Annotated in this window: 27 protein-coding genes; 13 read left to right on the forward strand and 14 right to left on the reverse strand. The window is 40.5% G+C overall.

The genetic code is table 11. The annotated features are described in order from the left end of the window. Positions 1-14 precede the first annotated feature (14 nt). From OA91_RS19580 to OA91_RS19595, 4 genes are all read left to right on the forward strand, one after another. Positions 15-1,622 carry a carboxyl transferase domain-containing protein gene (locus OA91_RS19580; protein WP_063337625.1) on the forward strand — a complete coding sequence of 536 codons (1,608 nt, stop codon included), beginning with the start codon at positions 15-17 and terminating at the stop codon, positions 1,620-1,622. Between the two features lie 101 nt (positions 1,623-1,723). Beyond that, entirely contained in the window at positions 1,724-2,620 is an 897-nt protein-coding gene (locus OA91_RS19585; protein WP_082828035.1) for an enoyl-CoA hydratase-related protein, read from the forward strand. Beyond that, the gene (locus tag OA91_RS19590) at positions 2,613-4,616 is read left to right on the forward strand and encodes an acetyl/propionyl/methylcrotonyl-CoA carboxylase subunit alpha (protein ID WP_063337626.1); all 2,004 of its coding nucleotides are present in this window, start codon (positions 2,613-2,615) and stop codon (positions 4,614-4,616) included. Before OA91_RS19585 ends, OA91_RS19590 begins: the two co-directional genes overlap by 8 nt. Continuing rightward, entirely contained in the window at positions 4,613-5,557 is a 945-nt protein-coding gene (locus OA91_RS19595) for a hydroxymethylglutaryl-CoA lyase (protein ID WP_063337627.1), read from the forward strand. Before OA91_RS19590 ends, OA91_RS19595 begins: the two co-directional genes overlap by 4 nt. A 48-nt stretch (positions 5,558-5,605) precedes the next feature. On the opposite strand, the gene OA91_RS19600 is transcribed toward OA91_RS19595, so the two are convergent. From OA91_RS19600 to OA91_RS19620, 5 genes are all read right to left on the reverse strand, one after another. Beyond that, positions 5,606-6,838: a sugar efflux transporter gene (locus OA91_RS19600; protein WP_331709775.1), complete on the reverse strand. Its 1,233-nt coding sequence runs from the start codon at positions 6,836-6,838 to the stop codon at positions 5,606-5,608. A 14-nt stretch (positions 6,839-6,852) separates the two neighbouring features. Continuing rightward, a complete protein-coding gene (locus OA91_RS19605) occupies positions 6,853-7,467 on the reverse strand; it encodes a DUF6151 family protein (protein ID WP_063337629.1) in 615 nt (204 codons plus the stop codon). A 75-nt stretch (positions 7,468-7,542) separates the two neighbouring features. Continuing rightward, on the reverse strand, positions 7,543-8,055 hold the full coding sequence (locus OA91_RS19610) for a GNAT family N-acetyltransferase (RefSeq protein ID WP_063337630.1): 513 nt from the start codon (positions 8,053-8,055) through the stop codon (positions 7,543-7,545). A 173-nt stretch (positions 8,056-8,228) separates the two neighbouring features. Then, a complete protein-coding gene (locus OA91_RS24755; RefSeq protein ID WP_063337631.1) occupies positions 8,229-9,062 on the reverse strand; it encodes a pre-peptidase C-terminal domain-containing protein in 834 nt (277 codons plus the stop codon). A 202-nt stretch (positions 9,063-9,264) separates the two neighbouring features. After that, on the reverse strand, positions 9,265-10,167 hold the full coding sequence (locus tag OA91_RS19620; protein ID WP_063337632.1) for a LysR family transcriptional regulator: 903 nt from the start codon (positions 10,165-10,167) through the stop codon (positions 9,265-9,267). 127 nt (positions 10,168-10,294) lie between these two features. Here OA91_RS19620 and OA91_RS19625 point away from each other — a divergent pair, with 127 nt between their 5' ends. Next, the gene (locus OA91_RS19625; protein ID WP_063337633.1) at positions 10,295-10,792 is read left to right on the forward strand and encodes a lactoylglutathione lyase family protein; all 498 of its coding nucleotides are present in this window, start codon (positions 10,295-10,297) and stop codon (positions 10,790-10,792) included. Between the two features lie 85 nt (positions 10,793-10,877). On the opposite strand, the gene OA91_RS19630 is transcribed toward OA91_RS19625, so the two are convergent. Both OA91_RS19630 and OA91_RS19635 read right to left on the reverse strand, forming a co-directional pair. Next, the gene (locus OA91_RS19630; RefSeq protein WP_063337634.1) at positions 10,878-11,093 is read right to left on the reverse strand and encodes a hypothetical protein; all 216 of its coding nucleotides are present in this window, start codon (positions 11,091-11,093) and stop codon (positions 10,878-10,880) included. Positions 11,094-11,216: 123 nt separating this feature from the next. Continuing rightward, entirely contained in the window at positions 11,217-11,495 is a 279-nt protein-coding gene (locus OA91_RS19635) for a hypothetical protein (protein WP_063337635.1), read from the reverse strand. Positions 11,496-11,679: 184 nt separating this feature from the next. On the opposite strand from OA91_RS19635, the gene OA91_RS19640 reads away from it, so the two are divergent. Then, entirely contained in the window at positions 11,680-12,363 is a 684-nt protein-coding gene (locus OA91_RS19640) for a glutathione S-transferase family protein (RefSeq protein WP_063337636.1), read from the forward strand. A gap of 66 nt (positions 12,364-12,429) precedes the next feature. Here OA91_RS19640 and OA91_RS19645 read toward each other — a convergent pair whose 3' ends face one another. The 5 genes from OA91_RS19645 to OA91_RS19665 all read right to left on the reverse strand — a co-directional run bounded on the left by OA91_RS19645 (position 12,430) and on the right by OA91_RS19665 (position 16,256). Continuing rightward, complete coding sequence (locus tag OA91_RS19645) at positions 12,430-13,203, reverse strand: pyrroline-5-carboxylate reductase family protein (protein WP_063337637.1); 774 nt, start codon at positions 13,201-13,203, stop codon at positions 12,430-12,432. A gap of 543 nt (positions 13,204-13,746) precedes the next feature. After that, positions 13,747-14,238, reverse strand: coding sequence for a thioredoxin family protein (locus OA91_RS19650; RefSeq protein WP_063337638.1), 492 nt, complete (start codon positions 14,236-14,238; stop codon positions 13,747-13,749). An 86-nt stretch (positions 14,239-14,324) separates the two neighbouring features. Beyond that, complete coding sequence (locus tag OA91_RS19655) at positions 14,325-15,167, reverse strand: CPBP family intramembrane glutamic endopeptidase (RefSeq protein WP_063337639.1); 843 nt, start codon at positions 15,165-15,167, stop codon at positions 14,325-14,327. Between the two features lie 113 nt (positions 15,168-15,280). Continuing rightward, positions 15,281-15,493, reverse strand: coding sequence for a DUF2798 domain-containing protein (locus OA91_RS19660; protein ID WP_197477853.1), 213 nt, complete (start codon positions 15,491-15,493; stop codon positions 15,281-15,283). 88 nt (positions 15,494-15,581) lie between these two features. After that, positions 15,582-16,256, reverse strand: a complete 675-nt coding sequence (locus OA91_RS19665) for a pirin family protein (RefSeq protein WP_063337641.1) — start codon at positions 16,254-16,256, stop codon at positions 15,582-15,584. A 144-nt stretch (positions 16,257-16,400) separates the two neighbouring features. Here OA91_RS19665 and OA91_RS19670 point away from each other — a divergent pair, with 144 nt between their 5' ends. Both OA91_RS19670 and OA91_RS19675 read left to right on the forward strand, forming a co-directional pair. Then, complete coding sequence (locus OA91_RS19670) at positions 16,401-17,285, forward strand: LysR substrate-binding domain-containing protein (RefSeq protein WP_046019339.1); 885 nt, start codon at positions 16,401-16,403, stop codon at positions 17,283-17,285. Positions 17,286-17,624: 339 nt separating this feature from the next. Further along, positions 17,625-18,794, forward strand: coding sequence for a hypothetical protein (locus OA91_RS19675; protein ID WP_063337642.1), 1,170 nt, complete (start codon positions 17,625-17,627; stop codon positions 18,792-18,794). A gap of 130 nt (positions 18,795-18,924) precedes the next feature. On the opposite strand, the gene OA91_RS19680 is transcribed toward OA91_RS19675, so the two are convergent. Then, on the reverse strand, positions 18,925-19,707 hold the full coding sequence (locus tag OA91_RS19680; protein ID WP_231870417.1) for a substrate-binding periplasmic protein: 783 nt from the start codon (positions 19,705-19,707) through the stop codon (positions 18,925-18,927). A gap of 263 nt (positions 19,708-19,970) precedes the next feature. Here OA91_RS19680 and OA91_RS24635 point away from each other — a divergent pair, with 263 nt between their 5' ends. After that, complete coding sequence (locus OA91_RS24635; protein ID WP_231870418.1) at positions 19,971-20,090, forward strand: malate:quinone oxidoreductase; 120 nt, start codon at positions 19,971-19,973, stop codon at positions 20,088-20,090. A gap of 98 nt (positions 20,091-20,188) precedes the next feature. Here OA91_RS24635 and OA91_RS19685 read toward each other — a convergent pair whose 3' ends face one another. Then, the gene (locus OA91_RS19685) at positions 20,189-21,076 is read right to left on the reverse strand and encodes an AraC family transcriptional regulator (protein WP_063337643.1); all 888 of its coding nucleotides are present in this window, start codon (positions 21,074-21,076) and stop codon (positions 20,189-20,191) included. A 280-nt stretch (positions 21,077-21,356) separates the two neighbouring features. Between OA91_RS19685 and OA91_RS19690 the strand changes: the two genes are divergently transcribed. From OA91_RS19690 to OA91_RS19705, 4 genes are all read left to right on the forward strand, one after another. Further along, positions 21,357-22,304, forward strand: a complete 948-nt coding sequence (locus OA91_RS19690; protein ID WP_063337644.1) for an SDR family oxidoreductase — start codon at positions 21,357-21,359, stop codon at positions 22,302-22,304. Between the two features lies 1 nt (position 22,305). Further along, complete coding sequence (locus OA91_RS19695) at positions 22,306-23,256, forward strand: patatin-like phospholipase family protein (RefSeq protein WP_063337645.1); 951 nt, start codon at positions 22,306-22,308, stop codon at positions 23,254-23,256. Positions 23,257-23,673: 417 nt separating this feature from the next. Continuing rightward, complete coding sequence (locus OA91_RS19700; RefSeq protein ID WP_063337646.1) at positions 23,674-24,261, forward strand: paraquat-inducible protein A; 588 nt, start codon at positions 23,674-23,676, stop codon at positions 24,259-24,261. Between the two features lie 440 nt (positions 24,262-24,701). After that, positions 24,702-25,574, forward strand: coding sequence for a hypothetical protein (locus OA91_RS19705; protein WP_063337647.1), 873 nt, complete (start codon positions 24,702-24,704; stop codon positions 25,572-25,574). Positions 25,575-25,669: the final 95 nt, after the last annotated feature.

The following is a 25,669-nucleotide window of genomic DNA, read 5'->3' on the forward strand; positions in this document are numbered from 1 at the left end:
TTAAGGAGAGCTATATGCCTATATTGCAGTCTAAAGTTAATCCTCGTTCTGAAGAGTTTTTAGCGAAAGCCGATGCAATGGAAACAGCGGTATTAGATTTAAAATCTAAAATCGAACATATTTATCAAGGTGGAGGTAAATCTTATCAAGAACGCCATCTTGCAAGAGGCAAGTTACTAGTACGTCAACGTATCGATACGCTAATCGATGAAGACAGTGCCTTTCTAGAGTTAGGCCAATTAGCCGCTTATGGGGTTTATCAAGACGATATTCCAGCAGCAGGTGTTGTGGCAGGTGTTGGTCAAGTATCCGGCATCGAATGCATGATCATCGCCAATGATGCCACAGTAAAAGGCGGCACTTACTTCCCGCTTACGGTGAAAAAGCATTTAAGAGCACAAGAAATTGCTGAACAAAACCACCTACCTTGCATTTACTTAGTGGACTCAGGTGGTGCGAACCTTCCTCAGCAAGACGAAGTCTTCCCTGACCGTGATCACTTTGGTCGCATCTTCTACAACCAAGCGCGCATGTCTGCCAAAGGCATTGCACAGATTGCTGTGGTAATGGGTCTTTGTACTGCAGGTGGTGCATATGTACCTGCCATGGCGGACGAATCCATTATTGTACGTAACCAAGGTACTATCTTTTTAGCAGGACCACCTTTGGTGAAAGCAGCAACAGGTGAAGAAGTCAGTGCAGAAGATTTAGGTGGTGCAGATGTGCATTGTCGTACTTCTGGTGTGGCAGATCATTATGCCGAAAATGACGAGCACGCTCTGCAAATTGCACGTCGTTGTATTTCTCACCTTAATCATAAAAAACAACCTCATGTAGATGTGCGTGAACCACAAGCACCTAAATACGATGCCAAAGAGATCTACGGCATAGTTGGTACAGATCTACGTAAGCCATTTGATGTAAGAGATGTGATAGCACGCACGGTCGATAACTCGGAATTTGATGAGTTTAAACAGCTTTATGGCACAACGTTAGTAACAGGTTTTGCTCATATTCATGGTTATCCTGTCGGCATAATCGCAAACAATGGCATTCTCTTTTCAGACTCTGCTCAAAAAGGCGCTCACTTCATTGAGCTTTGCTGTCAGCGCAATATTCCTTTGGTGTTTTTACAAAATATCACAGGTTTCATGGTGGGCCAGAAATACGAAGCCGAGGGTATCGCTAAACATGGCGCAAAAATGGTAATGGCTGTTGCTTGTGCCAATGTCCCTAAAATCACCATATTAATCGGTGGTAGTTTTGGTGCGGGTAACTATGGTATGTGCGGACGTGCTTATAACCCAGATTTTTTATGGATGTGGCCTAACGCCAGAATTTCTGTCATGGGCGGCGAACAAGCGGCAGGTGTGATGGCAACGGTAACGAAAGATAAACTTGCCCGTTCTGGCATGAGCTGGAGCGAGGAAGAAGAAGCAGAATTCAAACAGCCAATTATTGATACTTACGAGCATCAAGGACACCCCTACTATGCTAGCGCTCGTCTTTGGGATGATGGCGTGATAGATCCGGCGCAAACACGTGATGTGATTGCCCTAAGTTTATCAGCGACCTTAAATCGACCAAAAGAAGAGACAAAGTTTGGTGTCTTTAGAATGTAAGGATTTGGACAACCAAGTTTAACCCATTTGGCCCAACCTAGGCTTTACCCACATATTTGGGTAAAGCCATCCCTATTAAGTGATCATGAGAGAGCAATGTCATGAACAATATACCCACGCAAAGCACGCTTTTTGATAACACAGAAGAGAATCCATCTTCTGCCAACAGTGATTTTAATGCCAAAGTAATTTTGCATTATCCTAACCCTGGTATCGCTGAGTTAATCTTAAATAATGCAGACAAATACAATGCATTTGACGATCACATCATCTCTTTAATGATAGAGAAATTAACGCAAGCAGAAGCGCAGGCAGATTTAAAACTCCTTATTTTGCGCTCTACAGGTAAACACTTCTCATCCGGTGCAGATTTAAACTGGATGAAACGAATGGCAAGTAATAGCCATCAAGAAAACTTAGACGACGCCAACCAACTTGCTAAGTTAATGCAAAACCTTAACAGCTTTAGCAAGCCTACTCTCGCACTTGTACAAGGTGCAGCTTATGGAGGTGCCGTTGGCCTTGCAGCTTGTTGTGACATAGTCGTTGCCACACGCACCGCAAGATTCAGTTTAAGCGAAGTCAAAATAGGTTTAGTACCCGCCGTCATTAGCCCTTATGTAATTCGCGCAATAGGTGAACGCCAAGCAAGACGCTACTTTTTGAGTGCAGAAATTATCAGCGCAGAGCAAGCTCAAAGTTTTGGCTTAGTTCACGACTTAGTTGATGACCAGAACCAGCTAGATCAAGCGGCAGATCACTTTATTCAGCAGTTAAGTCAAAACAGCCCCCAAGCCATGACAGTAGCGAAAAAGCTTATTTTCGCAGTGAGTCACAAGCCGATCGACACAGAAGTCATTAGCTATACCAGCCAGTGCATTTCGGACATACGTGTTAGTGACGAAGGCCAAGAAGGTCTCAATGCCTTTTTAAATAAGCGTCAAGCTAGTTGGATTCAACCTACAACAGGCAAAGACAAGGAGACAGATGATGTTTAATAAAATCCTAATCGCTAACCGTGGTGAAATTGCCTGTCGTGTTATCGAAACTGCCCACAAAATGGGTGTTCGCTGCGTTGCTGTTTATTCAGAAGCAGATGTAAATGCTCGTCATGTTGCTATGGCAGATGAAGCCTTTTTACTAGGGCCAGCACCAAGTAACCAAAGCTATTTACGTCACGAAAAAATTATAGAGATCGCCTTAGCAAGTGGTGCTCAAGCTATTCACCCAGGCTATGGATTCTTATCTGAAAACACAGAGTTTGCTGAAGCCTGTGCCGAGAATGGCCTTGTTTTTATTGGTCCACCAGCCAGCGCAATTGCGGCTATGGGGTCTAAATCTGCTGCTAAAGCTATTATGGAAAAAGCACAGGTGCCATTAGTACCTGGCTATCATGGTGATGATCAAAGCCCTGAGCTATTAAAAGAAGAAGCGATACGTTGCGGCTTCCCTGTTTTGCTTAAAGCGATCGCAGGTGGTGGTGGTAAGGGCATGCGAGTGGTAAACGAACTGGCTGAGTTTGATGAAGCCTTAGCCGCTGCACAACGTGAGTCTAGCAATGCGTTTGGCAACCCAGACATGCTCATAGAACGCTACTTAACGCAACCTCGTCACGTAGAAATACAAGTCTTTTGCGACTCTCACGGCAATGGCGTCTATTTAGCTGAACGAGACTGCTCGGTACAAAGACGCCACCAAAAAGTGATTGAAGAAGCCCCTGCTCCCGGTCTTTCCGATGCCACACGCAAAGCTATGGGTGAAGCAGCAGTAAAAGCGGCTCAAGCCATAGATTATGTAGGCGCAGGTACAGTTGAGTTTCTTTATGATGTGGATGCTTCTTTCTTCTTCATGGAAATGAATACCCGTTTGCAAGTTGAGCACCCAGTAACAGAAATGATCACGGGGCAAGATTTAGTCGAATGGCAATTACGCATCGCCAATGGCGAAGCCTTGCCTTTAAGCCAAGATCAAATCCAAATCACAGGTCACGCACTTGAAGCCCGAATTTACGCAGAAGATCCTGATAATGACTTTTTACCTGCAACAGGCAAGCTGCATTACCTAAAAACACCAGCCACCAACTCAAATGTCAGAGTGGATACAGGTGTACTAGAAGGCGATGAAGTCAGCATTCATTACGACCCTATGATCGCCAAGCTCATAGTTTGGGATCAGGACAGAAGCAAAGCGATCAACCGTATGGTGCAAGCGCTAGAGCAATATCGCATTAGCGGTGTCACCAGTAATATTCGCTTTTTGCATGCCCTAGTAGCTGCAAAACCTTTTAGAGATGCTGAACTTGATACAGGTTTTATCGAAAAACACGAAAACCTTTTATTTAATACTAGTAGCCTTGAACTAGATAAGGCCCTTGTCTTAGCTGCTGGCTTTTATTTACAACAAGTTAAAGTGGTCAAGAAGAGCAATCAAGATAAGCACTCACCTTTCAGCCAATTTAAAAATTGGAGAATGAATAGGCAATATCAAAAGCCGCTTATTCTCGTGGTAGACGACACCAAACATACATTAGAAATTCAACATTTTGATGAATATGATGAAGTCCGAGTAGATGGTCGCTCATACAAACTGCAATCTCACCTTAGTCATGACAAACTAGATGCTATTATTGATGGCCACTGCCTGAGTGTCCACGGAGCATTAAAAGAAGGCGTGTTAGATCTTTTCTATCAAGGCGAGAAGTTTAACTGCCACCAGTACACGGCTGAGTATGAACAAGGCGATCATGGATCTGATAACAGCTTAAGCGCACCAATGAATGGCTCCATGGTGAGCGTGATGGTCTCTCAAGGGGATAAGGTTAGCGAAGGCCAAACCCTAGTGATTATGGAAGCGATGAAGATGGAACATGCTATTAAAGCACCTCATGACGGCATCATCGACGCCATTTACTTTAACGAAGGTGAACTTGTCAGCGACGGTGCAGAGCTCCTCGCTATGAGTGCGATTGAAACACAACAGGAAAGTGTCTCATGACCCTAGATAAACGTACTTTTATCCAGTCCCCCCATTCTTACCCCAAAAAGGTACGTATGGTAGAAATGAGCCCAAGAGATGGCTTGCAGAATGAAACGGGTGGTTTTGTTCCCACACAAACCAAGATAGAGCTGATTAACCGTTTAAGCGACACTGGTCTGATTCATATTGAATCAGCCAGTTTTGTGTCTCCTAAATGGGTACCACAAATGAAGGATGCCAGTGAAGTTATGGCGGGCATCAAGCGTAAAGACGGCATAACCTATAGCGTGCTTACCCCTAACTTGCGTGGCTTTGAAGGCGCGCTTGCGGCCAATGCTCAAGAGGTGTCGGTATTTAGTGCCGCCTCAGAAAGCTTTACTCAGAAAAACATTAATTGCTCGATTGAAGAAAGCCTTGAACGCTTCATCCCTGTGATTGAAGCCGCTAAGTCCCAAGGCATCCCTGTTCGAGGTTATGTGTCTACTGTGATGGGCTGCCCTTATGAAGGCGAAATAGCGCCAGACAAAGTCGCTAAAGTGGCAAAAGCCCTTTATGACATGGGTTGTTATGAAATCTCTTTAGGTGACACTATCGGCACAGGTACACCGCTAAAAGCCAAACGCATGTTAGAAGCAGTTAACAAAGACATTCCAATGCACTTACTAGCAGCGCACTTTCACGACACCTATGGCCAAGCTGTCGGTAATTTGAATGCGGTGCTAGAAGAAGGTCTCGCTATTATCGATAGTTCGGTAGCAGGCCTTGGCGGCTGCCCTTATGCAAAAGGCGCCTCTGGCAATGTTGCTACCGAAGATGTGCTTTATTTGCTCGAAGGGCTTGGCATCGAAACAGGTATAAACCTTCAAGCCATGGTCGATACTGGCTTCTGGATTTGCGAACAAATCAATCGTAATAATGGCTCTAAAGTGGCACTAGCAAAGGGAAGAAGTCAGGACTAATCCTGACTTTTCATGCATTCCAATAAAATTTAGAAAGCGGGTTTAGAATCAAGCTTCTTGTAAAGCTTGATTCTTTCGCATCAAAAGCTCATAAAAAAACAACATTATAAAGGCGATAAGTATAGCCCCGAAGCTAATGAATAATGCTTCTTTGTAACCAAAGTATTGCGCAACAATCCCCATTAAAGACGCTCCTGCCATACTCCCTAACGCCATCATATTTGAATAATAAGCCGTAGCCTTACCAATGCAGTTAGGCGCTTTATCTTGCAATAAACTAATCCCGACACCCACGAAAATACCATAGAAAACACCATTAATTATCTGAATCAAAATAAAACTCAACATGCTTTCGATTAAAGTAGATAATATATAAAACACCATGGCTGCAATAAAACTAAGGAGTAAAACCTTAGTTGTGCCGATTGCCTTAGCCCATTTAGCAGACATCAACATAATTGGGATCTCACATGCTGCGGTCAAACCTAACAAGAGCCCAGGGAAAGACACAGGCAAGTTTAAGTCATTGGTCAAATATAATGGCATGGCTGTAATGTAATTTGAGTTCGCCACATTCCCAAGAAAAAGCACCGCCCCTAGGTAATACACAACCCTCGGAATGGCTTGGTTTTGCAGCGCTTGCGACTTGCCCTTAGCCGCTGATGCTTTTTCTTGCTGAGGGAGTTTCCCCCAAGCATAAAAGGCGACAAAAACGCCAGCACACGCAGCCATAAGAAAGGTGAACTGAAAACCTATTTTATCGACTAATAAAAAGGCTAATGGCGGCCCAAGAATCCAGATAAAAGATACCGAAGATCGTATTTGCGCATTCAATTGAGTTGGATCTGTTGCCGAACTTTCAGCAAAGTGCCTAACCATAATCAGTATCATAGGGATCGACGCCCTAGCGACTCCCATAAACAAGGTACCAGCAATCATTATTTGCCAGAATGCGTTTAAAAAAGCGTAACTCATTGCCGCACAGACTATTCCCATCAAAGCGATAATAAACAAAACTTTGTGGTCTACTCCCTTATCAGCAAGCGCGCCAAACTTTTGCGTAATATAGATTCCAGAAACGGTATAAGCCACAGTATAAATACCAATATAAATGGGCTCAAAGCCGAGTCCATCGATTAAGAAAATACTTAATATAGGTATAACAAGAGCATATGAAAGCGCAGTTAAGCCATTGATAATATAGTAATTACCAGCCTCACCACTGAGAAAATAATAAATGCGTTTGATGTCCCTTTCTCCTTGTTTCTGACTCCTTGTCAGAGGTGTCTAAATACTTAGTTCGTTTTGATATTCTGCATTATTTCTGATTTGCGCTTAATGATAGGGGTAACGATAGGACTACCCTCTTGGGTAAAAAATACAGAAGGTCGATTAAGCCCTTTCAGTTTCCAACTTAAAATTTTACCAATACCTCTCATCACAGCTTTGGCAGACGAACCTTTTAGTGCTGTCGGAATTTGCTTTTTAATCTCATGAGTTTGCACATAAGCACGGTTTTGACCAATTTCATCTACTCGACTAGTTTGATGTCGCATAAAATTATGTACTACACCAATAAAAGGCATATTACGCCCTAAAGTATTGCCAATAGGCGTGTTACAGCACTTTGCATACCAACGATTCATGCCTTTATCGCTTAAGCGCATACAAGTAACTTCTTCAATACCTTGATCGATTGTCAGATTAGAGATGGGCATTTGGAAAATATCCGTACCAGAGTATTGATCAAGAATAGCCGGATGATTAGATCGCCCCAACTCCATCAAATAAAAAGCAAAAGCCTGGCAATCATAACAGCAGCAGGTAAGGCGATTACCCTTTTGAGCATCCATATCATGGGCTTGCCCCTGAACTTTACCGCAATCACAAGCCAGCTTTATTTCTGCCATAACTCTTACCCTCATCGTTATATTTAAAAGCGTTTTATTGAAAAAAGTTAAACCGAAAAGAGCCACTTAATCAGTTCAGTTGAATGGCTTAATTAAATGCATCAAAATCTCATCATAAGAAACACCTGCAACTCGAATGGCGTCTTTCTCTAACCCATACTCTTTAAAACCAAACTTCTTATACAAATCTATTGCTTGTGTATTATTTGAAGTCACCGTTAGTTGCAAACTCGAAACCGTTTTTAGGGCATCAAATTCTTTGATAATGCTCTTCATCAGACCTGAGGCAATCCCAAATCCTCTCGTATTAGGTAAAACGTAAACACCCCAGAGATAAGACTTATGCTGAGTTTTAAGCTTATGACCTTGAGTAAACCCTGCGATAGCAACAAGCTCGCCTGTTTCTATAAATCCCCCAAGACAAAAAGAAGATTCTCTCGATTCCAAGCGCTCACGCCATACATTCTCATCAAAGTGAGATTCTTCAAGTAAACTAGACTCGAAAGCCTGAGGAGCTTCTTCAAGACTTTTAAGGCGAATCTTCTTATAAAGTCGCCAATCTTCTGGAGTGAGTTTTCGAAATAACACGAGTACGCCCTGCTCTATGTGAATCCATAGATATACTTTAAGGCATATGAGATTAACTTAATAGGTGTTGAGATAAATTCTCATTTAGAATCAAAGCTTATAAAAAGGCTCAATCGCAAAAAGCAATTGAACCCTGTTATGAAATCCCTATCAAACCTCGTAAACAAAGTAACTTATTGAGCACTACTAGAAAGGTTCACACCTGAAAAATCTTTATAAGCATAAGTCCCTATGTGGTAAATACCTGAAGCGGGATTACCTATCTGGCAGGTTTCATTATTACCTGTTTCAAAAGGTCGGCAATCATAATCAGATGAAGTTGGTTGCGCACCGTATTTAACATACAAATCGGCATCTCCTGTACCACCACTCATACTGACTTCAAATGAGGTCACGCAGTCAGGTAGATCAAGTTGGTAATAAGCCCACTCACCTGTGTTGCCTGATAAGTTCGTTAAAGCAAGGTCAGATACTTCACAGCTTTGCTTATCTTCGCTAGGCAAAGATGTAAGACGCACAGTGGTAACAGAACCATCTTGATTAAAGATAAGCTGATAAAGTCTATCGTATTCACTTTCATCAATGGCAGAGCCTGCTTCACCACCTAATAAGGTCACGAGTTCGGGGGTAGTATTAGAGTGGCCCACCACCATGGTATTACCAACCAAGTTTTTTAAAGTCGTCGCAAAGCCACTCAAATCGAACGGATCATAAGCCTGAACACCAACTGAGATAAGCTCACTCAAAGGCGCTGCTGTTTCTAAGGTACGATTGTAAGAAGTGCTGTAAATCGCGTTAATATTTGCATGCTTAAGTGTGCTAGCGAGGTTAGCAGCACGTAGTTTTCCCGCTTCAGACAAGGAAGGGTTAGAGCCAGCATCCAACTTTTCAGCATGGCGTGTTAAATAAATAATATTCGCATCCGCTGCCATTAATGAAGAAGCATATAGGCCAGATAAAGCCATACTCATACCCACAACAGAAACAGTTAAAGCCTTCTTAATCATGATAAATCCTTTTTATAACACATTGTTTTAGTTTGTTTTTGATCTAATTTTTCACAAAGTCAGATCAACATACTAGCAATGCTTTTGCCGTAGCTGAGCAAAAGTTAAAAAGGCTAATATAACTAGATCAAGGGTCTCAGATTAGATTAGGTTGGGGAACCTGAGCTAAATCAATCGATGATTCCTTAAACCATTCCTTAAGCTAAGCCAACCATTCCTCTAATCTTGCAAGTAAGCCTATTACACGTTTTGGCAATACATGCTCTCGATTAGTACAAAGGTAAATGGTTTCATTTACTGGGTTTGGAAGTGTATGCCATTTAATCTTGTCCTGATAAGCAAAGGCATCAACAGCAAAAGCAGGTAAGACAGTAAAACCTAAACCTAAGCTGACCGGCTCTAGAATCGAGCCTATTTGATTTGAAAAGCCACTTTTTCGGATATCATCAATATGGCTAAATTCAGGAAAGTTAGCCCCTAGTAACAAAGCAGCTTGATAATCGCTATCTGGATGCTGGATAAAGCCTAATTCTTTAAGCTGATTCCACATAGACAATAATGTGGCTGCAGAAGATAGTTCACAATCGTCAAAATCAGCCGGTGTTACCAAAACAAGTGCTTCTTTTGCCACTTCCTTAGCGTCTATTTTAGGGTTTGCTGTAAGTTTGCTCATCAAGCCAATATCTAACACGCCTTGGCTTAAATGTGATTCGATCGAATCATTAGGCGCAAAACGATAATCAACCGTCAACTTAGAATGAGTTTGCTGCATAGCCAAAATATCAGGATAAAGTCTTAACCCCACGCTTCCAGGCGACATGATACTTACCTCCCCTACAAATTCAGGGTCGTCTTGCAAGCTGGTTTCGAGCTCTTCCATGGCCTGTAATATCTGCTTTCCCTTTTGGTAAACCTGATTGCCCGCATGGGTCAGACTAAACTTTTTCCCTTGTCGTATTAATAAAGTCTGCCCAAGAGACTCTTCCAACTTTCGAACATGTTGGCTTACGCCAGATTGCGTCATATGCAACTTATCAGCGGTACGGGTGAAATGGCCAAGCTCGGCCAGAGTACAAAAGCTTTTTAAAAGGACAGGATTAATCATAACAAAATATACTTATTTTCATTTTAAATGATAATTTAACATTATTAATATACGTATGTAACCTTGCCTTATTCACTCGTTAAACACGATGAGAAAGACCCATCTAAACCGTTAATAAGGAAAATACATGACCTACCCAAGAGCTTTTAATCACATAGGTTTATCCGTACCTGATGTCGATGCCGCTTTTAAGTGGTATACCGATGTTTTAGGGCTTTACCCAATAATGGAGCCAACAGAAATTGCACGAGATGACAGTGCCATTGGCATTATGTGTGATGACGTATTTGGCGAGAGCTGGAGTAAATTTAAAATCTGCCACCTAGCAACAGCAGATAGAATCGGTATCGAGTTGTTTGAGTTCCCAGATAATCAAACACCCGACAATAATTTAGAATATAAAAAGACAGGCATTTTTCATTTCTGCATTACTGACCCTGATGTAGAGGGTTTAGCAGAGAAGATAGTCGCAACGGGTGGTAAACAACGCATGCCAGTTCGTAGTTATTACCCAGGAGAAAAGCCATATCGTATGGTTTACTGTGAAGATCCATGGGGAAACATCATCGAGATCTACTCACACTCTTACGAGTTAACTTACTCAGCAGGCGCTTATCAAGATTAAGCATTAATCTAAAAGTAAAAGACTGGCTTACCGCTTATTCAAGCACCTGCAAATAAGTCAGTCTTATTGCTAGATAGATAAAGGCCTAATAACCTAGGCTCGATTCATATGGATCTTCTGTTCTCTTTGCTTCGTATTCTTCATATGACATGCTCGATCTTTCCATGCACTCATCATATTGAGAAGGTGCCACGTTATTACAAGCAAACTGGTTATTCGCTTGGATATTTTCATACAAATCTTTTTTACTACAGCCTGCAACTAAAGTCAGAGCAACGCCTAATATGGCTATTTTAATCATTTACTACTTTCCTTTAAAAAAACGCTTAACTCTAAAATCACTTAAATAATAAACTACCAATATAAGTTAAAATCTGACTAAAAGTTTTTAAATAAGTTCCAATTAAATAACTCATCATGCCAATCAGTTACTCGTTAAATACCAAACCAATATTAACATGGATAAGATAAAAGGAACGACAGTTAAAACAACAAAATCCGAATACTCCCCGTGCTTAAATGCATACCAGCCTTGATGAATACAAAAAGCCGTTGAACCGATAAAAAAGAGAGAAAGATAAAAGTAAAACTCAGTTAAATCAGATAAACCAAGAAACAAAAGAATTGGCCAGATAGCGGCACCTATCCAAAGATGGGGCACTAACATCACCCCTATCTTTCGTTTATAAGGCTCTCTTCTCATTTGAAGCTCCTCTTTTATTGCAACTCATCAACATCTATTCAAATAAACAGTTGGGACGATTTTCTTCATTTCTAGAACTAAAATGCATAATAAAGCACCCAAGTAAGGCGGTTTTGCAGCGCCATAAAAGCTAAATATCACTAAAATAATGACATGCTTTAATCTGATTATTAAGGAGTGAATCATGAAATTAACCCTTTATTCTGGCACACGTAACGCTTCAAGCTGGGCTATGAGAGCTTGGTTAAGCCTAAAGGAAACAAACATTGAGTTTGAAGAAATTATTATAGATATCAAACGCCCTCAAAGATGGCGAAACATAGCTGAAATTAGCACCTTTTCACCTGCCTCACGCGTCCCTGTACTAGTGGTTGAAGAGGAGGAAACCCAGAGCAAAGACACACACATTATTTACGATTCTCAGGCCATCATGGAATTCGTTAATGAATTATCCAATAACCAATTACTTCCCGATAATAAATTTGTAAGAGCTGAAGCCAGATCTATGCTTGCTTGGCAACATGCTGATATGGGTAAGATCTGCCCTAGCCTATCTTTTGAAAGCAGCTTTTATCCAGATAAGAAAATATTGTCAGCTGATAATGTCAAAAGCGCCGAAGGCCTTTATCAAGTATGGGAAGGTCTATTATCTAAATACCAAGGTCCATATTTATTTGGCGACGTGTCCCTTGCGGACCTTACCTTAGTACCTAGCGTATTAAGGCTTACTTCACACCTTGAACCATCTCATCACTTCCCCCTAACAAAGGCTTGGGCAGAACGTTTATTAAACCGACCTCATGTCAAAGCTTGGTTAGATGAAGCCTATGAGTTAGACCCCATTTATTATGATTCTTACCTACACTAAGAAGTATTGAGAGAGCCTAAACGTCTTGGCTCTCTCCCCTTTATTAGATCCAATAACTAAAAGCCATTAATCCCTATTGTCAGGATCAGACATATCCACCGCTTTATGAGACGCTTTTAACAAAGCATCATAAATAGCGGCTTCCACATGTTTGGCTTTCAGCTCATTCACTCCTTGCTCAGTGGTACCATTTGGCGTCATCACATCTTGAGCAAGCTGAGCAGGAAACTTATCAGACATTTGCAGCATTTTACCGCTACCCTCTAAGGTTTTACCCACTAATCGCTTTGACTCTTCATAGTTAAAGCCCAATGCTTGAGAGGCTTTAATCATGGCATCAGCCATTAGCATGACATAAGCTGGTCCTCCACCACTGATGCCCGTTGCGCCATCTATATCACTCTCTTTCTCAACAAAGAAAAGCTCACCCATAAACTGAGCCGCCTCAAGAAAAGCAGAATAATGAGCGCTAAAAGTACCGCTAAAATAGATAGGCGTGATTCCTACACCAAACTCACAAGGCGTATTTGGCATACATCTCACCACTTGAGAGTTAGGAAAGTATTGCTGAATTTCCGCACACGAAACACCAGCTAACATAGAAACAATTAAAGCAGGATCGTTAGCGCCCGAATCTCGGTTTTGCATCGCTAGATTAGGTAAGTCTTGGGGCCTTATACCTAAGAAGAGAATGTGTGTATTTTCGGGGAGCCCCTCTCTCACCTCAATATCACCAAGACTTTGCGCAAGTTTTAGCCTTTCTTCACTTTTGTCGATAACACTCACTTGCCAATTATTTAAAAAGTAAGGAAGTGTCGCCTTATATACAGGAAAGCCCATATTACCAGCACCGAGGGAACCTACGAATAAGTCCTCCCGCCTCAGCGTGTGGATAAAAGCCGCTAGATTTATGGCGAGGGTCGCAACTTAATAGTCATTCTATTGATAAGGCCCTTAACGTAAAGATAGGGCTTTTAGACCACGCCCTTCGGGTCTTTCAGAAAAAGTCACACCCTGTGTTGTCCCTTTTCGTAAGGTGCCTACATTACGTCAAAGTGACGCCTTGCGTGATACGTTTTCTGAAAAGACTGAGAAGAGGTGACTTAATCGCAGGTTCCCTAAACACAATTCTTTTGCAACATTTGCGATCTTCTCCTTAATCCTATCCATTTTCGTTTTCTATTCGAAAACTAGATGGTACGAATAGAATTCAAACTTGCAAGGCTTTAATACAGAGGGAGAAGAACTAATAAAGCAAGAAGAGAAACAACTAACTATCTGATTTAATTTAAAAATCAATACTAAAAAAAGAAGTGAAATGCAGTGAAAAGGCTCACTACCTCCATCCTTGGAGATATATAAAATAAGACATGAGAAGAGAATTTATCGAGCGATAATATCTAGTACTTCTTCAATGGTTTGAGTTAAAAGCTCAGCATTGTCATAAGCGCTTTGCAATGCCGCATCTTGGCTTTCTTTCACCTTAGTTGGCTGTTCAATAAATAAACCTTTTGGCTGATAATATTGGTCTAATACAACCACTAAAGGGATTTTAACCTCTGTAATATCTAACTTATCTAACAAGTTTTCTTGAGCAAAATCACGGCTAACAATAGAGAGATTAATCTTAGGGTGAAACTCTGCCATGGCACTAATTGCCGTAATATTTAGCTGACAATCCGGACACCAAGTTTCACCGGCTATTAGGATATTAGCTCCCTGCTCTAAACTGGCAATTCTCATTATAAGTGATTGCGTAAACTGCCCAGTTAAAGCATCAGCCGCTTTAAGGACAGCAAGAGCCTCATCTTCAGAGCCTTGCGCCAAATAGGTTTTAAAGTCGATTCCTTGCTCAAAAAAGTTTTTAAATGCCATAAGCTAACAATTACCTTTGCTTTTTATTAATTTCAAACACCATCTTACCAACAGAAGACCACAAATAAACTGAAAACATTTTCAACTTATGATGATGCCAATAAAGGATAAGTGAAAAAAGTCAGATGCCCTAAGTTAAAAGCAAAGTGAACTGCCACGGCATAACTTAGTCTTCCGCTCCAATAATAGGTTAAACCGTATAAAAGCCCAGCTAAGCTTGCCACTAACATAAAGACAGGCCCACCAGCAAAGTGTGCTAAACCAAATAAAACACTGGCAACACCCACGCCGATAACAGGATGAAAGCGACGAGTTAATAGGTTTTGAATATAACCCCTAAACAATGCTTCTTCTGCAACACAGGTTAATAGCAAATTACTAAAGGCAAATACCAACCACCAATTTGGTAGACTCAATTCATATTGGATAAGACCCAGAAGGAAAGCGAGTAAGAACACACCCGCAAACAAAGCGGCAAGCGTTCGTACTTGCGTTTGAGTCATTGCCTTAGTACGACCAAGCAGTTTAGGTACAAGTAAAAGCAAGGCAAAGAATATCAGCGGCTTATCAAGGTTTAAATATAATGTATAGGTAGAGCTATTTGCTCCGCTTTGCACCTGATCTAAAACCTGTAAATTATTAAAACCAGGAGCGAGATGTAAGGCTAAAGCAAGCGCCCAGACAACCACAATCACATGGCAAATAAAACATTTTATTCCCTTAGCTTTTGCACCATAAGCGGCCACAATTAAACCAGCTACACCATATAGAATTCCGATTAATTCCAAATGAGACTGATACAAGGCGGCTAAAGCACAAACACCTAAACCTAAAAGCCCAAACTTAGGCTTAAAGAAGCTTGTAATAATTGCCATACCTAGCAGAAGCCAAGTAAAACCTGCTGGGAAAAGTGAAAGTATAAATTCCATCAATTAGATCCATAAAAAAACTGTGTGCGGATACTAGCATGCTACCGAATAGCTCATATAATCCAGGCAAATTATTTACACTAAACTCACACTTCCTTTTGCTAAGTGTTTGATTAATAATTTTTCTTCTTTAAGGAAGGCTTACTAATCAAACGATTAACGATTGAGTTCACCACAGGATTAATCATGAAAGTTACAGGTAAGGCAACTGCAAAAGAGATCCCCCAAGCGGCTAGCCAAGCCAATAGAAAACTCATTAAGTCTTCTACTCCCAGTTGTATGAGTGTCATAGCGAACGACATAGCCCCAGACATTAATAACGCCATAAAAAATCCAAACAAAAAACTAGAATATTTAGCATGAAACATTGCATTAGCCTCCAATCAACTTTGATATTCTTTTTTAATTCTATATTTAAATAATTTGCTGACGAACAAGGCTGATATGCAGTAGTTCGCTGGTCACGGTAAGATCCATACTCTCGCCTCTCACTAGGTCACCGTCTTTTACAATCTCGCCATTTAATAACCCTTCGCCTTGGCTGATATAAGCTAAAAAATCACCTTTAATTTGAATGTTTTTATCTTTCTTCAGTAGGCCAATATCGATTGTGGTATGACTATCAAAAGTCTCAGTTTGCAACTTACTACCACCATAAATACGGGTTAACTCATTCTCTTTTGGTTCATAGAGTTTGTAAGCTGCAGGTTCGCCCAAGGTTTCTGGCAGGGCCCAAAGCTGGAGTATGCGATTCCCCGTGGCATCTGGATTAATTTCATTGTGCTCAAAGCCTTCAGCCCCAGCTCTTTGCGCTTGAACTTGATAACCAGACAGAGACTGTCCGTGCTCTAACGAGCCTTCATGCTGCAAGTTACCTTCCAGCATGACAGTAATCACATCCACCTCATGATGAGGGTGCATTCTGGTTTCCCCATGAGGTAAGTACCTTGCATCCGCTAGGAAAATAAACTGCCCTAACCCGTTCCAAGTCGAATTATTACCACCTACTTTGTTATCAACAATCAAACGTGTTTCTTTAAGTCCAGCAAAACCACCACGTTTAAGAGAATCTCTGTGTAAAATCTTCATAATCATTTCCTTTTATCTATATTTGTTTGTTTTTTTGAAGCTAAAAACATTGTAAATAAAGAAATAAAATTAAATAATCAGAATAAATTAACCAATTTGTTCGAAAAAACTGAATAGTTTTAGTTTGAGGCAAGGAGGCAAAAAATGAAGCTCACATTAGATGCACTTGAAGTACTCGACGCGATAGATAAAAAAGGCAGTTTTGCCGCCGCAGCGAATGCCCTCTTTCGTGTTCCTTCCACCCTGACCTATACAATACAAAAGCTCGAAGAGGATTTAGGCTTTGTTATTTTCAGAAAGGAAGGCAGACGCTCTGTACTCACACCAGCGGGTCGAGTTTTATTAGAGGAAGGAAGGAGCCTTCTACTAGCGACCCAAGCCATGATAGATAAAGCCCATCAGGTGGATTCAGGCTGGGAGGTTCGTCTCAATATTGCACTAGATACAGTTTGGGATACACAGCAGTTCTTACCTATTCTGACTGAGTTTCAGCAACTTAATACAGGTGTTGAAATCAATCTCTTAGAAGAAGTCATGGGTGGCAGTTTAGAAGCTTTGATAGAAGACAGAGCGGATATTGTCCTTGGTGGTCCAGCACCAAACACGCCCATTCAAGGCTTACAGTTTAAAGAAGTGATACAAAGCCAATGGTGTTTTGTGACCGCAAATCATCATCCTCTTACTCAAACAAACCTTCCATTAACGAATGAAATGATTGCTCCATATACTTCCATTGTGATTAAAGATTCATCCAGACATTCTCCGATCAAGTCCCATCGCCTTATGGATAAACAAAAGCAGATTAAAGTCGCTTCAATGCAACAAAAAATAAGTCTGATCGAGGCTGGTATTGGTGTAGGTTTTTTGCCCAAGCACAAGATTCAAAACAAACTAGATGAAGGCACATTAGTCACATTAGAAACCACAGAACCTACTGCAATAACGCCTCAATACTGTTCTTGGAAAAGTAACAACAAAGGCAAAGCTGCCCGCTGGTTTATTGATAGAATCTTGTCAGAGAAAATTTAATTATTTCTTTAGAAAGAGTGAAAATCACATATAAATGATTGATAAATGATTCCTCGTAAAAAAATGCTTTTTATATAAATCACTGATTAACAAAGAAATAAATGATTAATAAATCAATCAAAAAAAGCCTTATGAACTTTTAATATTAGATATAGCCAAATAAAAATATCTTAATCCAAAAGAAATAACAGAAACTCATATCTGTAATTGTTTGTTTTATGCATAATAGTTTCATATTCTCGAATTTCAATAAAAATAAAACGCATAAAAATGCACTTTAAGGATATTTAATTTAACAAATCATCCATGAGGTGCGTTTTCTCAATTAAGGGAAATAATATGTTTGAAAATTCGACTGCATTTAGCAAACCACTAAAACGCTTTTTGTGCCTTTCATCTATCTCTATGTCTATCTCAATGTCAGGCTTAACCTATGCCGCACAAGACTATCTCGACTATGGCTTACATTGGGCCAAAATGGTGAGCGGCAATGAAAGTCAAGTCAAAGCCGTTAATCATGACGGCTCTCTCATCACCCAAGATACTAGCTACTATGACGATAGCAAACCAACAGTGATCTACTTCCATGGTTGGCAAAGTGGATCAGCTGAAGAAGGATATAGCCGAGAAGACTTCGAATTTTCAGATATTAATGAAAACACCATGGAAACTTGGAAGGAACAAGGCTGGAATGTAGGCATATTCCATTGGAATCAGTTTGCAGACGAAAGCGAAGTGAAAGATGCAGAAGCAAAAATGTGGAGCGCAAATGGCAATAAAGGCATGCGTTATCGCTTAAGCGATGGCAGCTATAGTACAACCCAATCACCGGCCATATCTGTTGGCGAAATTGCTTTTCAACAAATCAGTTCTGTTTTAGCCAACAACACATCCAATAACCTACGCTTTGCAGGCCACTCTTTAGGTAATCAACTCGCCGTTTTTGTCGCCCAGCAAATCAATGATGGAATAAATAACGGTACCTTAGCTAACAACCTCATGCCCAAAAGAATTGCTTTATTAGACCCTTTTTGGTCTCAAGATGGAAAAAGCTATTTAGGTGATAAAAATGGCGACGGCCAAAATGACTGGACAGGTGAAAGAGTTCGCTGGGCCATCAATGAGATGATTGCCGATCAAGACATTGCCGTCGAATGGTATAAAACCTCTCTTATTTTTGATGTCTGGATTGGTGATCAAAATACTGCTTTAGAAAGTGATGTAGCCCTCATCAATAACCGCTTTTGGTATCTCAATGCTTGGGATATTACATCCAAACATAACCATGCACGTAGATGGTACTTTCAATCTATGGATTCAGACGCGCCAGAAGAAGTTAGTATTAATTGGTGGGGAACACGCAGCGAAACAGGCTATGACGCAGCAAGTGCTTCAACATCGGACAACCGCATAAAGTTCATGATGGGCAATAGTTATGAATGGGACCAGGTTGAAGGCCGATATACTGCTGACCCTGCTGATGATCAATTTGAAGTAAAAGATTATTAACCATTGAAATGATTGAGCTGGTAGAACTAGCTACCAGCTCAATCAATTATTTAAAACATTTACTCATCACTCCAAAAACATAATTTAATAATGTTTAAATTGAGTATTTTTATTATGCAAACTGAAAAAGCTAATCAGCTTTCGAATTAGGCAAATACTTACCACTCTCAAGATCTCTTAAAAATTGCTCATAAAGCCCACTGGCTTTTAACTTTTTAAGCCCTTTATTAAAAGAAGCCATAAATTGCTCATTTTGCTTATCATTTTTTGATAACAAGAGGTGCAATGACTTTTCACTCATTGGAGTAATACTTTTAGGATGATAAGTAATTAAGTTAGCCAGACTTTCTTCGTATTGAGTTTGCAGCAAAAAGTGTCCAACCTCTTTTGTTATTGGAAAAATATCAATTCTATTTCGAAGAAGCATAGTGAAGTTTAGCCCATCGTTTGAGATACGATGAATGTTATAGTCAGAAGAGGCCTCTGCTTTGCGGTAATCTTCATTATAGGTATAACCAAGAGTCCCGCCTATATGAAGCCCTTTAAGGTCGGTAAATTCATTCCATACAAATGGGAAAGATTTCAGATGAAAAAAGACAGTTTCGCTTGTTATCACAGGGTCACTATAATAAAACGTCTCTTGGATATCGGACTGATAGCGCCAAACAGCCGTACCATTTAACTTGCCATGCTCGGCCATCTTCATCCCTCGCTTCCAAGGGAGAAAGTGATAATTCACTTTAATACCTTCTAAAGCGAAAGCTTCTTTAACAATATGAGAAGCCACACCATCATGCTTTAACTTTTTTGAATGGTAAGGCGGCCACTCACCGTTTGCTAAATCAATAGAGACCTCTGACATAGCGCTAGCAGAAAATAGGATAGTAAAAATTATCACTGGAATTTTGTTCAAAGATGAGTCCTAAACCTTAGATATCTCATTAATCATTAAAACAGTTGTTGCTCACCCGCTAAATTAACCTAGGAAACAAAACCTCATGCTTAGCCTGTACCGAGTTTGGTTCCACCAAGTAAGGCAAGTCATTTAAAATACTTACAATTAGCCTTAACTCAGCACTGACGCTTATTGAAGAATACCAAATATTCGCCAGACAACAAGGGAACCTGCGATTAAGTCACCTCTTCTCAGTCTGCACTTGCAATGCATGAGGGGAAATGGCAAATAAGGCATCACTTTGTGCTTTATTAATAGAACAACTATTAAGTAACGACCCTCGCCATAAATCTAATCGCTTTTATCCAGACGCTGAGTCGGAGGACTTATTCGCAGATTAGTTTGTGTCTCATCAGTCATTGAAGGCTGAAAATGAAATGAGCATTTTAAGACACTTTATATGAATTGATTCATGCTGATGATTGATTTAAAAGTAACGCTAATCAGTGTCAGTTTGCCTTGAATGAATCCACTGCTTAGGTGACTGTCCATACATACGTTTGAACTCTCTGCTGAATTGAGAAGAGCTGACATAACCAACTTCCATCGCGGCTGTATTTACGTTCATGCCACCAACTATCTTGATTGCAGCAGTGTTGAGTCGCATGGATTTTACAAATTGAATCGGCGACATCATGGTGGCTTGCTTAAATTTACGATGCAAAACAGCTCTGCTCATCCCCATCTGAGTAGCCATCACCTCTATGTTTATCGGCTTGTCCAAGTTAGCTGTTAAGTATTCAATGACTCTGGCAATATCGTTGCCCACCCCAAATGCACGTCTTGCAGATACGCCAGCTTCTCCTTTTAACACGGCATAATACAATTCACGCAGTCGCCCTTCTCCTAAGATCGAAATATCAGAAGGGTTCTCCAGCAATCTAAGTAAACGCACAAGTGCCTCAGTGAAAGGCTCATCCCAGTGAGAAAGTGTCAAGCTAGATGATAGGCGACTTGCTTGAGGCTGACGAATAGCGCCTATACCTGTGTCCATTTCTATTGCGAGCTCAGTCATGACTTTTGTATCTAAAGAGATATAAACACCTAACAAAGGGTTTTCAGGTGAAGCTTCTGGCGTACCCGCTTCTACCGGCATAGAAATAGGGCAACACATAAATTGGCTACTATCGTAAGCATACCTTTGACCATTGACGATAGCTTCTTTCGATCCGTTCACTAAGGCAACAACTGTCGGCTCGTAAATAGCGGGCGCACAGCGAACTGGACTAGTAACACGAAAGAGCTGAACCCCCTTCACACCCGTTTCCACCATACCATCGTCACGAACATTCATTTCAACGAGTTGTTTGATTAATTCTTTACTCATAATGGCTACACAACTCAATTATCTTTTAATGTGGCTTAGCTTTTTACAAACCTTCTATTAACGAATAACTAAACAGGTCAATTAGACGCAAATAAAACATCTAGAAAACACACCTCCAAATTAGCACCAGGGATTCACGAACTCAATTCAGCGATACAAATAGGCATATTTTAGAGATTATTTCGCCTATTTGCGCTCAATGCTGAGAGTTATATTTGTCTGCGATGAAAAACACAGATTTACAGACCTTCAAAGACAGACAATTTTTGGATCATAAACAATGAAGCAAATAAACACATTTGGCCCTAAAGGCTGGACACCAGAACAACTTGGCTCTTTAACAGACAAAACCTATGTGATTACTGGAGCTAATAGTGGCGCAGGTTTCCAAGCAACACGCACTCTGTTAAGCAAAGGAGCGAGAGTCATCATGCTTAACCGTAATACACAAAAATCCGCAGCAGCCATCACAGCTCTGAAACAGGAATTTGGCGATAAAGCAGAAGTTACCTTTATTCGAATGGATCTCGCTATATTAGATTCGGTAAGAGAAGCCGCCACGAAAGTATTAGAAACTACAAAACAAATAGACGCCCTACTCTGTAATGGAGCCATTGCCCAAGTTGCCAAACAAGAAATCACACTTGATGGCTTCGAAAGCCAGCTTGGTGTAAATCATTTTGGTCACTTTCTCCTATGTGGCATGCTTTTCGATCGAATAGAAGCGTCCCAAGGACGTATCGTTGTTGTAGGCAGCAATGCTTACAAAATGGGTTTAAAGAAAATCCAATTTGACGACCTTAATTTTGATCGAAAATATACAGCTTGGGACTCCTACGCACAAAGTAAGCTCGCTCAAATGATGTTTGCCTACCAGCTACAAGATCGTATCGAAGCAGCAGGTAAAAGAACAAAGGTATTTGTATGTCACCCAGGCGCATCCAGAACTAACTTACTCATGGACACAGCAAGCACCTTTAACAAAGTGCTTTGGTCACTACTTTCTCGAATCATTGCGCAATCTGCCGAAAAAGGCGCTTGGCCAGAAGTTATGTGTGCGACTCAAGATGGACTCGCTCTAAAGCGTTTATATGGCCCAACTAAAAGAGCCGAAACCGTTGGTCCTATTGGAGAGTGCTCTTTAAACGAAGTCGCGTTAAATCAAGGCATGGCTAATAAACTTTGGCGCTTGTCAGAGGAAAAAACCGGCCTTACTTGGTCGTTCTGAAATGAGAATTAGGCTCTTACTTATTACCCTCTTCATGCTAACGATGGCAGGCTGTGCCCAGAATAATAACTATCAACAATTAGAGTTAGTTAAAGCTTCTGAATTGAAAGCTCATTCGAAAGAAAAGCAAATGGCTGCAAGCCAAAGGGTTGAAAGCAAACCCAAAGGCCAAAAAGCTATTCAAAGAAAGAAAATAGGTATTGCCTTTGGCGGTGGTGGCATTCGAGGCTATATGCACCTTGGCGTGATCAAAGCCTTGGAAGAATCCAAAATAAAAGCAGATATAGTCACAGGTTCTTCTGCTGGCTCCATTGCAGCAACCCTTTATGCATCGGGAAAAACCTATGACGAATTAGAAAAGATCATCAGTGATTTTAGTGAAACAGATATTATGGATATCGTTTTATCACGTAAAGGGATTATGAACGGCCAAAACCTAGCTCAATGGATCAATAATTCAGTACCACAGCAAAAACTGTCTGACATGGTCATCCCAATTGGGATCACTGCAACCGATATGACTAGCCTAGAGTCTGTTCTAATTAGAGATGGAAACCCAGGAGAAGCAGTACAAACCTCTTCCACTATTCCTGGTGCTTTCATCCCTGTTGAACATAAAGATCACCTTCTAGTTGATGGAGGAGTATTGAATGTCGTACCAGTAGATTATGCCAAAGCGATGGGGGCAGATTTAGTCATTGCAGTGGACATATATTGTGGCAACCAAAAACCAGCTAAAAACACCTCTTTAAGCATGCAGCTATCAACCTTTAGGTTACTTGCCTGCAAACTTAGTGAAGCAGAAATCAATCGTGCAGACATAGTTATCAGACCTGATTATGAACCAGATGATAATCGAAATTTTAACTCGAAAAAAGATGCGATCGATGCAGGTTACAAAGCCATGATGGCGCAAATGCCTAAGCTGGAAAAATTGCTAAAAGAGCTTTAACACAGAAAGGTACTAAGAAAAGCAGATGCTAATCAATCTGGTTAAGGAACCTGCGAATAAATCCACCCGCCTCAGCGTGTGGATAAAAGCGCCTAGATTTATGGCGAGGAGCGCAACTTAATAGTCATTCTATTGATAAGCTCCTCAACGTCAAAATAGGGCTTTTAGACCACTCCCTTCGGGTCTTTCAGAAAAAGTAACACCCTGCGTTATCCCTTCTTGAAAGGTACCTACATTACTTCAAAGAGATGCCTTGATTGGTACTTTTTCTGAAAAGACTGAGAAGAGGTGACTTAATCGCAGGCTCCTTAAGTTCTTATAAACGTAAAGAAGGACTATAAATAGCCAATTAACTTGAGTCTCTCAGTGCAGCTGCGACATAATCAGCCCACCTTAATACTGACTCGCTAATAAAGAATGAAAAAACATCTAGGATTTGCTCTTAACATTATCGCTATTGGCCTCTTCATCCCTGGGATAATGTTGCCCATGCTGTCTTTATCCATGGAAATGGGCATCAATGTCATGGGCTCTAACTTCACACCCAATTTGATCGATAAAGAGTTATCCATTATCGCCACAGTTGAAGAGCTATGGCTAGATAAACGTTTTATCGTGGCAGTACTGATTTTTTTATTTTCAGTTTGTATTCCCTTATTAAAAACTTCATTGGTTAGCTTTTCATACTTCATTAAAAATGCCGATAAAGAAGCCAAGATCTTAAAGTTTGTCGCCAGTATCGGTAAATGGTCCATGGCAGATGTTTTCACTGTCGCTATTTTTCTGGCTATCTTATCGACTAACCACAGTGAAACCGTAAATAGAGAAGCTATCTCTGCCTTTGGTTTAAACATTGATTTACTCATCAGCAGTCAAACCCTTTCTGCAGCAGGCGCAGGTTTTTACTATTTTACAGGCTATTGCTTATTGTCTTTATTAGGCACACACCTAAGCCAAAGCAGCCATAAAACGAATACCAAAGCAATAATTGAACAAAGTGAATAAAAATCAGTTACACCAAGCCACCACTTCTCGTTCCCACGACCTTCCTTCTCTGGGAACGAGGTGAAATTTTTTATCATACCAATTCACTCCCCTTCTCTTTTATAAAAGCTTCTCTCTAAACCTGACCAAGAAACCTATTACTTCCTGCAAGTACTACATAGTTAAAGCCGAATACTTCGTCGACTAGACAGAGGTTAATTCATTCAAGTGGGTAATATTAAATAAATGAAACGATTATTTACTTAGCGCCCTTAAGTAATGGTAGGAAATTAAATAGTTATTTTTTTAACGGCGGCCATATTAATTTCTTGATCCTCTTAATTGCTTTTTGATTAAGCATAACCGGCTTCGATTTAACTCACGTTTTGTTGTGAGTGTATATCTAATAAATATCAATTAAGTCTATATCTATTGAATGTTAATTAAATTGGGAGAGTAATATGTATGCTCAAAAACAGAAAGGCACACAACAAAACAGACTACTTTCTATGAACAAGACAACCAATTCACCAAGATATGAGTTGTCGTACCAGCCTAGTCAAGTCAACCCTTTAACTGCCATCATTCAACGACAAAGAGCAGAGGGCTGGTATCGAACAAAAGAAGCAACTAGTCTTAGGCAAACTGCAGCGCCTCATGCTGAAATTATTGCAGTACCCAATGGGGTTCCAGTTAAGATTTTAGATAACAGAGTGAATAATTTTGCCGTTAAACTCATTCCTCGGGATCACCGTTGGGCTAGCTATGGTGGCCAAGTAGGCTGGATAGCAAGCACGCGACTGTGCAATAACCCCGATACGGATTATTATTGGAATACCTACCAGAATAATAATGCGCCAGCGTTGTTTAGTTTAGCGAATTTACAATATGTGTCTGTTAGTAATGGGATTGTAGGCAGTATTTATTTTGACGATGCAGCAGGCAATAATGGCCGCATACGCCTTAATCATCCATCAGGGCCTGCAGTGGAGTCGCATGTTAACCCTGTTGAAGTCTATACGCATACGAATGTTGATGCGGCGAAACCAAATCGTGCAAAGCTGAGAGAAGGCATCGTTGCAACGAGGTTATTTATGACAAATAATGGTTGGAATAATCCACCACGAGTTGGCGAATATGTGTATGAGCTTTGGGCCAATGGTGCAAATGTGGCAGCAAGTCACCCTTCTCGCGGACAATACACATTACCTGTTAATATTACGCAAAATATGATCAACGTGCTTTATCATGCAGTGCACACAGAACATATTGGTAATAGTATCATGAGTAAACTACGTAATAATGCCAATATGGCAGCTCAGATTAATGAATAGGCATTAAATATAAACAGAAGATTTCTAAAAGAATCATATAAACAGCCATCATAAAATACTTTTTTATAATACATTCATTAATAATTATTTAATTT

Origin of the sequence: Marinomonas sp. SBI8L, from assembly GCF_001624705.1 — a bacterium.
Classification (GTDB): Bacteria; Pseudomonadota; Gammaproteobacteria; order Pseudomonadales; family Marinomonadaceae; genus Marinomonas.

Bases quoted from the DNA above. Each gene is read 5' to 3' on its own strand.
- OA91_RS19590 (WP_063337626.1), top strand. From the start codon at position 2,613: ATGTTTAATAAAATCCTAATCGCTAACCGTGGTGAAATTGCCTGTCGT.
- OA91_RS19685 (WP_063337643.1), bottom strand. From the start codon at position 21,076: ATGAGTAAAGAATTAATCAAACAACTCGTTGAAATGAATGTTCGTGAC.
- OA91_RS19595 (WP_063337627.1), top strand. From the start codon at position 4,613: ATGACCCTAGATAAACGTACTTTTATCCAGTCCCCCCATTCTTACCCC.
- OA91_RS19695 (WP_063337645.1), top strand. From the start codon at position 22,306: ATGAGAATTAGGCTCTTACTTATTACCCTCTTCATGCTAACGATGGCA.
- OA91_RS19580 (WP_063337625.1), top strand. From the start codon at position 15: ATGCCTATATTGCAGTCTAAAGTTAATCCTCGTTCTGAAGAGTTTTTA.
- OA91_RS19635 (WP_063337635.1), bottom strand. From the start codon at position 11,495: ATGAGAAGAGAGCCTTATAAACGAAAGATAGGGGTGATGTTAGTGCCC.
- OA91_RS19640 (WP_063337636.1), top strand. From the start codon at position 11,680: ATGAAATTAACCCTTTATTCTGGCACACGTAACGCTTCAAGCTGGGCT.
- OA91_RS19585 (WP_082828035.1), top strand. From the start codon at position 1,724: ATGAACAATATACCCACGCAAAGCACGCTTTTTGATAACACAGAAGAG.
- OA91_RS19655 (WP_063337639.1), bottom strand. From the start codon at position 15,167: ATGGAATTTATACTTTCACTTTTCCCAGCAGGTTTTACTTGGCTTCTG.
- OA91_RS24635 (WP_231870418.1), top strand. From the start codon at position 19,971: ATGGCAAATAAGGCATCACTTTGTGCTTTATTAATAGAACAACTATTA.
- OA91_RS19705 (WP_063337647.1), top strand. From the start codon at position 24,702: ATGTATGCTCAAAAACAGAAAGGCACACAACAAAACAGACTACTTTCT.
- OA91_RS19690 (WP_063337644.1), top strand. From the start codon at position 21,357: ATGAAGCAAATAAACACATTTGGCCCTAAAGGCTGGACACCAGAACAA.
- OA91_RS19645 (WP_063337637.1), bottom strand. From the start codon at position 13,203: ATGGGCTTTCCTGTATATAAGGCGACACTTCCTTACTTTTTAAATAAT.
- OA91_RS19700 (WP_063337646.1), top strand. From the start codon at position 23,674: ATGAAAAAACATCTAGGATTTGCTCTTAACATTATCGCTATTGGCCTC.
- OA91_RS19630 (WP_063337634.1), bottom strand. From the start codon at position 11,093: ATGATTAAAATAGCCATATTAGGCGTTGCTCTGACTTTAGTTGCAGGC.
- OA91_RS19670 (WP_046019339.1), top strand. From the start codon at position 16,401: ATGAAGCTCACATTAGATGCACTTGAAGTACTCGACGCGATAGATAAA.
- OA91_RS19675 (WP_063337642.1), top strand. From the start codon at position 17,625: ATGTTTGAAAATTCGACTGCATTTAGCAAACCACTAAAACGCTTTTTG.
- OA91_RS24755 (WP_063337631.1), bottom strand. From the start codon at position 9,062: ATGATTAAGAAGGCTTTAACTGTTTCTGTTGTGGGTATGAGTATGGCT.
- OA91_RS19605 (WP_063337629.1), bottom strand. From the start codon at position 7,467: ATGGCAGAAATAAAGCTGGCTTGTGATTGCGGTAAAGTTCAGGGGCAA.
- OA91_RS19625 (WP_063337633.1), top strand. From the start codon at position 10,295: ATGACCTACCCAAGAGCTTTTAATCACATAGGTTTATCCGTACCTGAT.
- OA91_RS19650 (WP_063337638.1), bottom strand. From the start codon at position 14,238: ATGGCATTTAAAAACTTTTTTGAGCAAGGAATCGACTTTAAAACCTAT.
- OA91_RS19660 (WP_197477853.1), bottom strand. From the start codon at position 15,493: ATGGCGTTATTAATGTCTGGGGCTATGTCGTTCGCTATGACACTCATA.
- OA91_RS19665 (WP_063337641.1), bottom strand. From the start codon at position 16,256: ATGAAGATTTTACACAGAGATTCTCTTAAACGTGGTGGTTTTGCTGGA.
- OA91_RS19620 (WP_063337632.1), bottom strand. From the start codon at position 10,167: ATGATTAATCCTGTCCTTTTAAAAAGCTTTTGTACTCTGGCCGAGCTT.